Here is a 13406-nt window from a genome sequence, read left to right on the forward strand (position 1 = left end):
GACGGAAGGGTAGTTCGGGATGCCGCAAGCCGATCGCTCCTGGGACGTCGAGACCGATCTCCTGGTCGTCGGGGCGGGTGCCGCCGGCATGACGACATCGCTGGTGGCTGCCCTTGAGGGGCTCGACGTGATCCTTTGCGAGAAGTCGGACACGGTCGGCGGTACGACTGCGACCTCCGCCGGCACCGTCTGGATTCCAGGCAATCGGCAGGGACTGCTTGCAGGGATCTCAGACTCCACCGAGGCGGCGCGGGTCTATCTTGAAGCATTGCTCGGCGAACACGCCGCGGACCCGCGCGTGGATGCGTTCCTCCAGATGGGTCCAATGATGCTCGATTATCTCGAGCAGAAGACGAGGGTACGGTTTGCAGCGCCGCCGGCACATCCCGACTACAAGAATCTCCCTGGGGCAGCGATCGGTGGTCGTGCTCTCGGCGCCGTTCCGTTCGACGGCCGCAAGCTTGGCAAGGACTTCGAGCGCATTAGGCCCCCGCGGCGAGAGTTCATGGTCCTCGGCGGCATGATGGTCGGGAAGGCGGACATTCCGGCGTTGCTGGCGCCATTCCGCAACTGGACGAACTTCAGGCATGTCGTTGGTCTTCTCGGTCGGCATTTGCTCGATCGACTTCGCTACAACCGCGGAACACGTCTGATCATGGGCAACGCTCTCGTCGCGAGGCTGTTTGACAGTCTCCGTCGTTCCGGCGTGGATCTGCGATATGAGACCGAGCTCACTGAGCTCATCCGTAACGGCGACGCAGTCGTCGGGGCCGTTTTGTCATCGCCCTCAGGAGCATTGGCAATACGTGCCCGCAAAGGCGTGGTGCTGGCAACGGGAGGCATCGGCTGGAGCCGCGAACTCCGCGAAAGGTTTTTCCCCGAGGCCGCGCACCGATTTTCACTCGCGCCTTCGTGCAATACCGGGGACGGCCTGCTCGCGGCCGAACGCGTCGACGCGGTCATCGAGCGCGATTTCGACAGCCCCGCCTTGTGGATGCCGAGTTCGGTCATGACGCAAGCGGACGGCCACGTCTCGGTATTCCCGCACATTATGCTGGATCGTGCCAAGCCGGGACTGCTTGCGGTGAACAAGTCAGGCCGCCGTTTCGTCAATGAAGCCGACTCCTATCACGACTTCGTGGAAGCGATGTTGCGATCGGACTCCTCTTCCGTATTGGCTACGCCGGCTTTCCTGATTTGCGATCGCGCCTTTATCGGCGACTATGGCATTGGTCTCGTTCATCCCGGGACGAGGGATTTGGATAAATATCTGAAGGCTAAATATCTGCTGGCAGGCGAAACGATCGAAGCACTGGCCGAAAACATCGGCGTCGATGGCGGCGAGCTTGCTCAAACGATCGAGCGATACAATCGCTATGCCGAGAGCGGTGTGGACGAAGAGTTCGGCCGCGGTTCAAGCGAGTTGAACCGGTTCAATGGTGATCCCCGGACCATGCCAAACCCGTGCCTGCGGCGGGTCGGTCCCGGGCCATACTATGCCGTCGCAGTATGGCCGACGGATCTCGCTAGCAGCGCCGGCTTGTGCACGGATTCAACCGCCCGCGTCTTGTCTAGCCGTGGGACGGCCATACCCGGACTCTACGCCGTCGGTACTGATTCATCCTCCATCTTTCGAGGCACTTATCCGGGTCCGGGCACGATGATCGGGCCTGCGATGGTATTCGGATGGTGCGCGGCAATGCACGCCGCGGGGGCTTCAGCTCAGGAAGAAGGCAACTGAAAGCCGGTCGTTCGCTGCGCCGAGCTAGGAACTCTTGCGCACCATCGAGGCTTGACTCAGCGGGCCAGCGTCGCCGCCGATTTGCTGGCCTGCACGGCCCCGCCTCCAAGCCCCCATACCCCCCAGGGTGGGGCCGTGTCTCTTCACAGGAGATGCAATGCCGGAGCCGACCGATCACGACATCAGAGAACGCGCGCACCGCTTATGGGAACAGGCGGGCAAACCGGAAGGCCGCGAGCAAGAGTTCTGGCACGCGGCCGAGCAGGAGTTGCGCAACGAGGACAAGTCGAACCCCATGCGGACGCCGGATACGCTGTGACCAACAAGAGCTGCCCATTCTGCCGCGGTCTGGGATGGGTCTGCGAAAACCATCCGCTCCGGGCCTGGAGCGACCAATTGGGTGGCTGCCGGTGCGGTGAGGGCATGCCCTGCACCTGCAACGCGACGGAAGATCCCGAAACAAGGGCGGTGATCGTCGAAGCGGACACGACGTGGCATTGAAGGCGGAACAGAGTCTTCCAGCAGGAATTGAGGTTGTGAGCAGCACGGGCTGCGACGCAGGCCCGTGCCTACGGCGGGGTTTGCGGTGGACGAGCGGCAAAAGATAGAGCACCAGATCGAACTCGCAACGCGAGCGGCAGCCCTTGTCAAAGACGAAACCACTGTCCAGCGATTCAGGACGTTCGCCGAGGAGCTGAAGCAAAAGCTCCTTCGCATGATGCGGCGCGGCAAGGTGCGAGCGCGTGCGTACGAGCTCTGGGAGCAAGCCGGTCGTCCGGCCGATCGGGACGTGGAGTTCTGGGTCGAAGCGGAACGGCAGATCGAAGAAGAGCGCGATCAGCGGAGGCTCTCGGATCCCTCAGACGAACAATAGAAAGCGAAGCGATAGGACGAAACGATACACAAAGAAAAAACCGCCGAGTTCTTCACCCTGGCGGTTTCAAAAGTCCGTAGCTGTTGGTCGCCTCTCCAGCCTCGTGCGTACCGCCGTTACCTTGTTTGCGGCCATGCAAGTTCATTCTAGGCCAAGGCGCTGGATTCTGCTGTGACCTGAAGCACACATTGGAAGGACGATGTCGGGAAGCTTGGGAGGGCAGCGACTTTGATAGACCTGCTCCGTCATCGTCCTACGCGCCGGCCGCGACGCCCAGGCGGCCTATGCCTGGAAGCTTCAGCGCGGGGCGGCGGATGTCGAGGCCGAGCACCGCGCCGAGGAAATTGATCTCGACCCCTTCGACCCAGCCGACGGTCATGCCGAGATAGCCCGACAGCGAGGCGTAGAGCCCGGTGCCGGACGCCGTGATGCCGGCCCAGCGTCCGCTGTAGGGAAAGTCCTTGCCGATGGCGGTCGGCGGCAGCACAGCGCGCAGCTCGGGAACGGCGTCCAGCGCCGCCTGCACGAAGGTGTTGGAATTCGGTCCCGGCCAGGCGCTGTAGTCGCCATAGGTGCGGAACTTGTAGTTCTCGATGACGGCACGGATCTTCGGAATCAGCGCTTCGGCCCGCGCGCCGTCGACGGCGACGACCGTTTCCGGGAGGGCGCCGAACCAGCGGCCGTCGGGCGCAAAGCCGTTGCTGCGAACAGGGTCGCCCCAGGCCGTGTAGTCGTATCGGCTATAGGTCGCGGCGCCCTTCTCCTTGACGACGATCCAGGTGTGGACAGCAAAGATACTGCGCCAGCGCACCGTGCGCGCGGCGAACACGCGGATCAGCGCGTCCGGATTGGCGGATGCCGGCGGCAGCAGGCCGGCGCTGGAGCGATCCGCTGTCTGCCAGTTGCCGCGGCCGTCGCCGCGCAAATAATAGCGGCCGGCCGACACGGCGATCGGCAGGAAGATCAGCAGCAGGAACAGAATCAAGGATTTCCTCAAGGGCAAACGGCGGTCAGGCGGGACGATGCCACCAATATAGTTCGCAAGGCACGCCGCGCCAGCGCTCTCCTGCTCTTGCATTCGGGTGGTGCGGCCATATGTTGCGTCCATGAGGAAGTTGTCGCTCGTCGAGGACCAGGCCATCCAGGCGCGAATCGCGTACATCGCGGGCGCCGAGATTTTCGATCGCCTGTTCGCCGGCATCCGGTTCGACGAAATCGACGGCAATCTGCTGTTTGCCATTGCCAGCGACGAAGACTGCGCGGCCGAGATCGAGGACGAGTTCTCGCACCAGCTCGCCGTGGTCGCAACGCACATCCTCGCGCAGAGCGTGGACGTGGTCGTGGTGCTGCCGAAGGTCCTGCAATAAACAGCTTGCTGCCCGGCAGCCTTCTGCCCGTTAAGGCCGCTTGCCTTCGCCCTCTGTCTCTGCTTTTCAACGCAATTGCAAAATTGTAATGACGTCATTGGGCGCTCAGGCCCGAGGCGCGTTATCGACGGAGCTCGACGGGAGGGCTCGTCGTCGCTCGCCTCTATTTGCGAAACAAAGTTGGATACACATTGGCGCCCACCAGGAAAGCCCGGGCCACGACCGGCGCGATAAAGACAAAAAGCAAGAGCTCGAAAAGCGTAGGCTCGATAAGCAAGAGCGCGAAAAGCAAGAGTTCGAAAAGTACCAGCTCGACAAGCAAGCGCGCGGACAAGAGCGCCTCGCGCTCCGCGGTCGCCTCCTCATCGCCGCTCGGCATGCTGGCGCTGCATCTGCTCGAGCAGTGGGAGAAGTCCGGCCGCGACGGCCTCGTCTTCCTCTGCGACGACGAGAGCAGGGCGGAGCGACTGGGCGGTGTGATCCACGCCCTCGATCCCTCGGTCGATGTGCTGGTGTTTCCGCGCCTGAACACGCTGCCCTTCGACGGCCTCGAGCCATCCCGCGAGATCGCGGGCCGGCGCAGCTCGGTGCTGCGGCGTCTCGCCAAGGCAAAGAAGCCCGTCTTCCTGGTCTCCACCGCGGAAGCCATCATGGAACGGCTGACGCTGCCGGCGAGCTGGTCGCGGTCCAGCCTCACGCTGAAGGTGGGCGCGCCCTATTCCGGGCCCGAGCTGGAGACGCGGCTGGAAGCTCTCGGCTACGATCTCGACGAAGAGGCGGAGTATCCGGGCGGCGTCCTGTTCCACGGCAAGACGTTCGAAGTGTTTCCCGCCGGCGCGCTTGCGCCCTTCCGGATCGAGCATTCCGGGGACACGATCCGCAAGATCGTCGCGGTCGATCCGATCGAGCACGAGGTCGTCTACGAGACCTCCGAATTGATCATCGATCCCATGTCCGAGCGGATCGCGCTGGGAGCTACGCGCGGACAGCGGGCGACGCTGCCTGATTATTGCAGCCGCGCGCGATGGATCGCGGATGCGGGGGTATCGACACACGCCGAGAGGTGGCTGGGCACGATCGAGGACGCCGCCGGCCGCAGGGATGCGGAGCGCGAGTATCTGGGGCAGGCGGACTGGAAGCAGCTGAAGAGGCGCATCAGCGTGCTGCCGCGCAAGGCCGCCTTCATCTCGACGCCTGAGTTCTCGAAGCTGGCATCGCCGCGCAAGGCGCTTCGCGCCTTCGTCGACGACATGCAGCGCGGCGGATCGCGGCTGCTGTTCGTCGCCGCCGTCGAGGATGACCTTCGCGCGATGGAGCGCATGAGCGGCATCAAGGCGGAGCGCCTGGCCGATTGGAGCGAGGTGGCGAAGGCACGGAGCCGCGAAGGCGCGCTGCTGGCCGATTTCGACGCGGGGTTCATTGGCGCCGGCCGCAAGCCGCTTGTCGTCGTGACCGCGTCCGACGTGCTCGGCAGCCGGGCCCATCATCCCCAGCCGATGGCGCGAGCCTGGAACCCGGCGTTCGATCATCCTGATGTGCCCGAAAAGGGCGCCGCCATCGTCCATCTGCAACGCGGGCTAGCCGTGCTCGATGGCTTACAGACCCTCGACATGGGCAAGGGATCGCGACGCGAGATGATCAGGCTCAAATTCGCGGGGGACAATGCCGTGCTCGTACCGCCGTCCGATCTTGCCGTGATCTGGCCCTATGCCGGCGAACCCGGCAAGCTGACGCTGGACAAGGCGGACGGCAGCAGCTGGTGGGCGCGGCGCACCGAGGCGGAAGCCGAAATCCAGGTCGCCGCCAAGGCACTCGCCAAACACATCAGCCAGCGCCTCCGCCGTCGTGCACCCAAACTGGTGCCGCCGGGGCCGGCTTACGAAAAATTCGTCGCGCGGTTCCCCTATTTCACGACAGTGGACCAGGGCCAGGCGATTCAAGACGTCCTCGACGATCTTGCGGCGGGCCATCCTATGGACAGGGTGATCTGCGGTGACGTCGGCTTCGGCAAGACCGAGGTCGCGCTGCGGGCGGCGGCCGCAGTGGCGCTGTCGGGCAAGCAGGTGGCGATCGCGGCGCCGACCACGGTGCTGTCGCGGCAGCATGTCGAAACCTTCCGCAAACGGTTCGGCCCCCTCGGGATCGAGGTGGGAAGTCTGTCGCGGGCCAGTTCAGGCCCGGAGACGCGAGAGACCAAGGAGGGGCTGCGGCGCGGCACGCTGAAAGTCGTGGTCGGCACGCAGGCGCTTGCGGCAAAGGACGTGAAGTTCGCTGACCTCGGCCTCGTCATCATCGACGAAGAGCAGCATTTCGGCGCGGCGGAGAAGGCGAAGCTTTCAGGCCTCGCCAAGGGCGCCCATTCGCTGTGGATGAGCGCCACGCCGATTCCGCGCACGCTCGCGGCGGGACTTGCCGGCTTCAGGGATCTCAGCGTGATTGCCTCGCCGCCGGTTCATCGCCTTCCCATCGTGACCAGGATCGCGCCGCTGTCCGACGCTGCCATCGCCGCGGCGCTGCTTCGCGAGCGCAGGCGGCACGGTCAGAGCTTCCTGATCTGCCCGCGCATCCAGGATCTGGAGCCGATGTTGGCCCGTGTGCAATCGGTGGCACCGGAGCTGCGCATCGTCTGTCTTCACGGCAGATTGCCCGTGGACGAGATCGACGACCGCATGATGAGTTTCGTCGATGGCGAAGCGGATGTGCTGCTGGCGACCAATATCGTGGAAAGCGGTCTGGATATTCCGCGCGCGAACACCATCGTGGTGTGCTGGCCCGAAAAATTCGGACTTGCGCAGCTGCATCAGCTCAGAGGGCGGGTGGGACGCGGCGGCACGCGCGCGTTTGCTCATCTTCTGACGGAATCGACCTCGGAGCAGTCCGAGAAGCGGCTGGCCGTGCTGGAGGAGTTCAGCAAGCCGGGTGCCGGCTTTGCGATCAGCGAGCGCGACCTCGACCTCAGGGGCGCCGGCGATCTGTTCTCGGAACAGCAGTCCGGCCACGTCCAGGTGTTCGGACCGGTGCTCTACAGTCACCTGCTGAAGCGGGCGTCCGAGCGTGACAGCGATACCGGCGCCGATCTGTGGGTGCCCGATCTCAATATGCCGTTGGCCGACATGCTGCCTGAAGGCTACGTGCAATCGGAGGCGGTCCGGCTCGAGATCTATGGCCGCGCTGCCAGGTGCCGAAGCGACGACGATCTGGAAGATCTGGAAGAGGAGATCTCGCGCCGGTTCGGCAGGCTGCCGCCGGAGGCCCGCGACTTCTTCGCATCCGCCAGGCTCCGGATCGATTGCAAGCGGCGCGGCATCGTCAGGCTCGATGTCGGGCCGGAGGCCGTCGCCGCGACGTTCCTGCCGGGGCGGCTGCGGAAATCCAGGGGAAAGTCGGAAGGCCGATCGCTACAACGCGACGGCGACCGCGTCGTCTACGCCGGTCGCCGTGATCAGGACCCGTTCAGGCGCGTCGAGGAATTCCTCGAACTCCTCGACGCCTGAGGATCATTCGGTCTGCTCGACTGCCGCGGGCATTTTCGCCACCGACATCAGCGAGCGGGCCACTTGGTTGAGGAGCTGATCGGCGTTCTCCTCCTCGGCGAGCGATTTCGACAGCAGGGCGACGACGGCACTGTGGCGAAGTTGCTGGGCGAGGTTGCGTGCCGTGGTGTAGCCGGCGATCTCGTAGTGCTCGACGCGCTGCGCCGCGCCGATCAGAGCAAGGTCGGCCGCCGCGTCCTCCTTGTCCTCGCCCTCGGCCATGATCTCCTGGCCCTCCTCGACGAGGCCCATCATGCCCTTGCAGGGCTTGGCGCGGGCGGATTTGCCGAGCATTTCGAAGCACTCGTTGATGCGCTCGACCTGCGCTTCGGTCTCTGCGAGGTGCTGCTCGAACAGCTCGCGCAACTGGTCGAAGCGAGCGGCCTCCGCCATCTTGGGAAGCGCTTTGGTCAATTGCTTCTCGGCATGCAGGATATCGCGCAGCTCATTGATGAGCAGATCGCCGAGACCCGCTTCGTCCGCCGGTGGCGAGCTCTCGGTGACGATGGCTGTGGCCGGACCCGGCTCGCCCGCCTGGATCGCCGGCGACTCCGTGAAGACCCAGTCGCCGCCCTCGTTCCAGGGGCCGCGCGTGTCGATCTCGCCATGATCGCCGGCGCCGGTGGAATCGTTGAAGAACTGGTCGACGAGGCCGGGCGTCGGCGCGATGCGGCCGATGCTGAAAGCCGGCTTGCCCATGCTCTCGAGCGCGAGCGCGAACGCCTTCATGTGCGTGATCTCGCGCGTCATCAGGAACTGCAGCGCGTCCTTGCTGCCGGCGTCGTCGCAGAAATTGATCAGCCGCTCGTAGACGATCTTGGCCCGTGCCTCTGCGGCGATGTTGCTGCGCAGATCGACGTCGAGCTCGCCGGTGATCTTCAGATAGTCGGCGGTCCAGGCATTGCCCTGGGAGTTGAAGAGATTGACCCCGCCGCCGCCGGCGATGGCGATGAGGGGATCGGCTTCGGCCGCCTGGCGGTCGAACTTCGACGGCTTGAGATGCATCCGCGCCAGCGTGCCGACCACTTCCAGATGGCTGAGCTCTTCGGTGCCGATGTCCATCAGCAGGTCCTTGCGATCGGGATCCTCGCAGTTCAACCCTTGGATCGAGTACTGCATCGCGGCGGCGAGCTCGCCATTGGCGCCGCCGAACTGCTCCAGCAGCATGTTGCCGAAGCGGGGATCCGGCTCGTCGACGCGAACGGTGAACATCAACTTCTTGACGTGGTGATACATGGAGGGACTCTCGGGTGCTGGAGGGGGCGTGGAAAGAAGGTGAGTCCCGAACGGGCGGCTGCAGCGTTCGTTCCTATTGATACGACCCGCGCCAGTGATGTCCGGCGCGGGTCGTTGGATGTCGAGCGGTAGGATGGCGAGCGTGTTCGTTTAGCGCTGGTCCGGACGCTTGGCGGGCGGCCCACTCTTGTTGCCTGGTGCGCCCTTAATATTCGACGGGTCCTGCGATTGCACGGCGGTGTTGCCAGTCGAATTCGTCGAACTCGATCCGACGGTTTCACCGGGCTTGGCGGCCGGTCCGTTCTTGTTGCCGGGCTGTCCGGCAATGCCGGCACCCGAATTCTGCGCACTCGGCGCGGACGAAACGTCAGGCTTGCTGGCCTGCGCCCAGGCTGCTCCAGGCAGCGCGAGAGCGGCGAGGATAACGGCACCTGTGAACTTCATCTCGGTGTTCTCCGACTGATGCCCCATCTACTCGAACGCCGGTAACCTGCGTGCGTTCCCCGTCGTCATCAACTCGACAGCATCGGCACCGTGTCACGCCGAGCTATCCCGGCAACGGCGCCTCCACGACGTCCAGCAGCGCGCCGAGGCCCTGTCGCAAACGGCGCGTGGCGATGCTCTCGGTGGCGAGACCGAACACCACGAGGGATCGCCCGGTCATCGCATAAACGTGCCCGAAGTCGAACGCGGGCATCTGCCCTTCCGGTTGATTGGTGTCGATCAACCCGACCCAGCTGCGTCCCTCGGCGACGGCAGGCAAGGTGAAATTGACGACGTCGTGATGGGCGTTGTAGATCAGCAGCATGGTTGCGTCCGAGCCGCGGCGCTTGATCCCGGTCTCCTGGGCGCGGCCGTCGAGCAGCAAAGCGAAACATTTGGCGTTGCCGTCCTGCCACTGCTCCGTCGTCATTTCCTCTCCGGACGGCGCGAGCCACGTCACGTCCTTGACGTCCAGCTCTTCGTTGTGCGAGCCGACCAGAAACCGACTGCGGTAGAGAATCGGAAATGCCTTGCGCGTCGCGATCAGCTTGCGCGTGAATTCGCGCAGGCTGCGGCCGTTCGCGGTGATGCCCATCCAGTCGAGCCATGTGGTCTCGTTGTCCTGGGCGTACGCGTTGTTATTGCCGTGCTGGGTGTGTCCGAATTCGTCACCGGCAAGCAGCATGGGCGTGCCGTGAGACAACAGCATGGTTGCCAGCAAATTGCGCTTCTGGCGCTCGCGCAGCGCAATGATGTCCGGATCGTCCGTCGGTCCCTCGGCGCCGCAGTTCCAGGAATGATTGTTGCTGTGACCGTCGCGATTGTCCTCGCCATTGGCTTCGTTGTGCTTGTCGTTGTACGAAACGAGATCATTGAGATTGAAACCGTCATGGGCGGTGACAAAGTTGACACTGGCCCACGGCCGGCGGCCGCGCTTGTTAAAGAGATCGCCGGATCCAGACACGCGCTTGGCGAAGTCCGCGATCGATCCTTCGTCGCCCTTCCAGAAAGCGCGCACGGTGTCCCTGAACTTGTCGTTCCATTCCGCCCATCCCGGCGGAAACTGACCGACCTGATAGCCGCCAGGACCGATGTCCCAGGGCTCGGCGATCAGCTTGACGCTGGAGAGCACGGGGTCCTGGCGGCAGGCATCGAGGAAGCCGCCGCCCTCGTCGAACCCGTAGGGTTCGCGTGCCAGAATGGTGGCGAGGTCGAACCGGAAGCCATCAACCCGCATCTCGGTCGCCCAGTAGCGCAGGGAATCCGCCACCAGTTGCAGCACGCGCGGGTGTGACAGGTTCACCGTGTTTCCGGTACCGGTATCGTTGATGTAATAGCGCTGCTGGTCCGGCAGCAGGCGGTAATAGCTGGCGTTGTCGATGCCCTTGAACGACAGGGTCGGGCCGAGTTCGTTTCCTTCCGCGGTGTGATTGTAGACGACGTCGAGGATGACCTCGATGCCATGGGCGTGGAACTGGTTGACCATGGCTTTGAATTCGTTCGCGAACGGCGTCTTGAGGTAACGCGGCTCCGGCGCGAAGAAGGCAAGGGAGTTGTAGCCCCAGTAATTGCGCAGGCCTTTCTCGACCAGGTAGCTGTCGTCGACGAAGGCATGGATCGGCAACAGTTCTGCACTGGTGATGCCGAGCGATCGCAAATAGGCCGGCACCTCCGAGTGCGCGAGACCGGAGAACGTGCCGCGGTCTGCGTCCGGCACCAGCGGATGCAGCTGGGTAAAGCCCTTGACGTGCATCTCGTAGACGATCGTCCGCTCCCACGGCACTTCCGGCTTGCGCGCGGCGCCCCAGGTGAAGGCGGGGTCGATGACCCGGCATTTCTGCATCAAGGGCGCGCTGTCGCGTTCGTCGTAGGAGAGATCCTTGTCGGCATGGTCGAGCTGGTAGCCGAACAGCTCCGGTCCCCAGCGCAACCGGCCGACCAGCTGCTTGGCGTAGGGATCGAGCACGAGCTTGTTGGGATTGAAGCGGTGTCCCGCGTCGGGTTCGTACGGGCCGTGAACGCGGTAGCCATAGACGGTGCCTGGACGGGCGGCGGGCAAATAGCCATGCCAGACTTCGTCGGTATATTCCGGGAGTTCGATCCGCTCCAATTCGGTCTCGCCGTCGTCGTCGAACAGGCAGAGCTCGACCTTGGTGGCATGGGCCGAAAACAGCGCGAAATTGACGCCGAGCCCGTCCCAAGTGGCGCCGAGCGGAAACGGCTTGCCCTCGCTGATCCGGGAGCGGCGCAGGCTCGAGGCCGCTCGCGTCAGGGCGTCATCCGAATGTACTTGTTGATCCATCGTTCCCCCCGGACAGCCCTTCAAGAATTTGGTGCAGTTGCCGTCACTTCCGCGTCGCCTGCTCGCCGACGTTCGCCGAAGCGATCACGGCGACAGGAGGCACATCGTCCGGCTTGGGCAGCGTGGTTGCCCTTTGCAGCGCCGCCTCCTTGCTGATGGCCGCAATCGAGTTGCCGGTCCGCTCGACGATGCTGGTCAGCTCCGCGTCGGACAGTCCGAGACGCTTTCTGACGAGGCGCACCTGGGTACGGTCGGCCAGGTCGAGCTTGTTGCGGATCGGTTGTGGCTTCGAGCGGCGCATGGCGAAAACTCCTGTGTAGAGCTGCAACCGCCCCCCAAGTGATTCCGTTCCCTGCTTGCCTTGCAGTTGCGCGTCTAGATCGAAGATTTGTAGATCGCCGCGTACGATTTGGCCGACTGGGTCCAACTGAAGGCCTGTGCCATGGCCGCGCGCCGCATGTGATCGAGGCGATCCTTCATGCCGAAGGTGGAAAAGGCCCGGCAAAGGCTTCCAAGGAAGCCGGGGGCTGACGCGCGGTCGAACAGGAAGCCCGTTTCGCCATCCACGATCGTCTCGGCGAGGCCGCCGGTACGATGGCCGATTGGCAGCGAACCGAAGCGCTGGGCGTACATCTGGCTCAGCCCGCAGGGTTCGAAGCGCGACGGCATCAGGGTAAAGTCGCTGCCGGCGAAGATCTTTCGTGCCTCGGCGTCGTCGAAGCCGATCTTCACGGCGATCGAGCGCGGCGCGCGCACTTGCGCCTGCAGCAGCGCTTCCTCGAACCGCGTTTCGCCCTTGCCTGTCACGACAATCTGGCCGCCCGCATCGACGATCGCTTGCGCACTCTCGATCACGAGGTCGACGCCCTTCTGGTGCACCAGGCGCGCCACGAGCGCGAACAGGGGACCTCTTGAGACCGCCAGTCCGAACTGCTCCCTGACGTCGTCGGCGTTCAACGACCGTTCGGTCCAGTCCCCGGCGCCGAACGGCTGGAACAGCGAGGGGCAGGTGCGCGGATCCCAGCTCTCGTCGATCCCGTTCAAGATGCCGGAAAGCTGGTTGCGATCGGCCCGTTGCCGCAACAGCCCTTCGAGACCGCAGCCGAACTCGGCGGTGGTGATCTCGCGGGCATAGGTCTGGCTGACGGTCGTCAGGTGGGAAGCGTAGACCAGGCCGGCCTTGATGAAGGACAGACGATTGTAGAATTCCACGCCGTCGATGTTGAAGCTCGCCTCGGGAATGCCCAGCGGCGCGAGCGAGCTGCGGTCGAAGACGCCTTGATAGGCGAGATTGTGGATCGTGAACACAGTTGGAATGTGCGCGTACTGCCATTCCAGATAACCGGGGATCAGTGCACATTGCCAGTCATTGGCATGGACGAGATCGGCGGCCCAATCCTTGTCGACCAATCCTCTCGCGACCTGCGCTGCGGCATAAGAGAAGGTCGCGAACCGGACATTGTTGTCGCCCCAATCGGCCCCGCGGCCATCGGCATAGGGGGTGCCGTCTCGTTCGTACAGCGCCGGGCACCGGACGACGTAATAGGTCATGCCGTCGGCGGTATGCCCGAGATCGATCGCGAAGGCCGGAAGGGCCGCGAATGGCTGGCACCATCCGACGGTCGTAAGGTCTTGTAACCCGCGCAGGACAGCCGGATAGCCGGGGATGATGACGCGGACGTCGGCAAAATCGCGCAAGGCGCGCGGGAGAGCCGCCGAGACGGCGGCGAGTCCACCCACTTGAATGAAGTCTGATACTTCAGGCGTCGCGAAAAGGATCCGCATGCGCTAGGTGTGGTCTCTCAGGAGGTTGTCCATCTGGTCTGAACCGAGGAAGCTGAGGTTGCGAAGCTTCAGTGTTCCAAGGAGA

The 13406-nt window shown here is 64.0% G+C and carries 12 protein-coding genes; 5 read left to right on the forward strand and 7 right to left on the reverse strand.

Annotation, left to right across the window (positions count from 1 at the left end):
* The first annotated feature begins 19 nt into the window (after nt 1–19).
* From AC0L3P_RS30485 to AC0L3P_RS30495, 3 genes are all read left to right on the forward strand, one after another.
* On the forward strand, nt 20–1741 hold the full coding sequence (locus tag AC0L3P_RS30485) for an FAD-dependent oxidoreductase (RefSeq protein WP_473307675.1): 1722 nt from the start codon (nt 20–22) through the stop codon (nt 1739–1741).
* Between the two features lie 157 nt (nt 1742–1898).
* Nucleotides 1899–2060, forward strand: a complete 162-nt coding sequence (locus AC0L3P_RS30490; RefSeq protein ID WP_354060061.1) for a DUF2934 domain-containing protein — start codon at nt 1899–1901, stop codon at nt 2058–2060.
* Nucleotides 2061–2327: 267 nt separating this feature from the next.
* Nucleotides 2328–2615: a DUF2934 domain-containing protein gene (locus tag AC0L3P_RS30495; protein ID WP_473307681.1), complete on the forward strand. Its 288-nt coding sequence runs from the start codon at nt 2328–2330 to the stop codon at nt 2613–2615.
* A gap of 253 nt (nt 2616–2868) precedes the next feature.
* Here the strand turns inward: AC0L3P_RS30495 and AC0L3P_RS30500 are convergent, their stop codons facing one another.
* The gene (locus AC0L3P_RS30500) at nt 2869–3600 is read right to left on the reverse strand and encodes a DUF3750 domain-containing protein (RefSeq protein ID WP_473307683.1); all 732 of its coding nucleotides are present in this window, start codon (nt 3598–3600) and stop codon (nt 2869–2871) included.
* Between the two features lie 121 nt (nt 3601–3721).
* Here AC0L3P_RS30500 and AC0L3P_RS30505 point away from each other — a divergent pair, with 121 nt between their 5' ends.
* Nucleotides 3722–3982, forward strand: coding sequence for a hypothetical protein (locus tag AC0L3P_RS30505; RefSeq protein ID WP_007595982.1), 261 nt, complete (start codon nt 3722–3724; stop codon nt 3980–3982).
* 163 nt (nt 3983–4145) lie between these two features.
* Here the strand turns inward: AC0L3P_RS30505 and AC0L3P_RS30510 are convergent, their stop codons facing one another.
* Entirely contained in the window at nt 4146–4361 is a 216-nt protein-coding gene (locus AC0L3P_RS30510; RefSeq protein ID WP_473307686.1) for a hypothetical protein, read from the reverse strand.
* On the opposite strand from AC0L3P_RS30510, the gene AC0L3P_RS30515 reads away from it, so the two are divergent.
* On the forward strand, nt 4360–7476 hold the full coding sequence (locus tag AC0L3P_RS30515; RefSeq protein WP_473307688.1) for a DEAD/DEAH box helicase: 3117 nt from the start codon (nt 4360–4362) through the stop codon (nt 7474–7476). The two genes, AC0L3P_RS30510 and AC0L3P_RS30515, sit on opposite strands and share 2 nt — an antisense overlap.
* A 3-nt stretch (nt 7477–7479) precedes the next feature.
* Here the strand turns inward: AC0L3P_RS30515 and AC0L3P_RS30520 are convergent, their stop codons facing one another.
* The 5 genes from AC0L3P_RS30520 to glgA all read right to left on the reverse strand — a co-directional run bounded on the left by AC0L3P_RS30520 (nt 7480) and on the right by glgA (nt 13321).
* Nucleotides 7480–8751 carry a DUF892 family protein gene (locus tag AC0L3P_RS30520; RefSeq protein ID WP_354204937.1) on the reverse strand — a complete coding sequence of 424 codons (1272 nt, stop codon included), beginning with the start codon at nt 8749–8751 and terminating at the stop codon, nt 7480–7482.
* Between the two features lie 150 nt (nt 8752–8901).
* A complete protein-coding gene (locus AC0L3P_RS30525; protein WP_354204939.1) occupies nt 8902–9195 on the reverse strand; it encodes a hypothetical protein in 294 nt (97 codons plus the stop codon).
* 103 nt (nt 9196–9298) lie between these two features.
* Nucleotides 9299–11536, reverse strand: a complete 2238-nt coding sequence (glgX, locus tag AC0L3P_RS30530) for a glycogen debranching protein GlgX (RefSeq protein WP_354204941.1) — start codon at nt 11534–11536, stop codon at nt 9299–9301.
* Between the two features lie 43 nt (nt 11537–11579).
* Nucleotides 11580–11837, reverse strand: a complete 258-nt coding sequence (locus AC0L3P_RS30535; RefSeq protein ID WP_354204943.1) for a DUF3606 domain-containing protein — start codon at nt 11835–11837, stop codon at nt 11580–11582.
* A gap of 74 nt (nt 11838–11911) precedes the next feature.
* On the reverse strand, nt 11912–13321 hold the full coding sequence (glgA, locus tag AC0L3P_RS30540) for a glycogen synthase GlgA (protein ID WP_354204945.1): 1410 nt from the start codon (nt 13319–13321) through the stop codon (nt 11912–11914).
* Nucleotides 13322–13406 lie beyond the last annotated feature (85 nt).

The organism is Bradyrhizobium sp. WSM4874, from assembly GCF_055811835.1.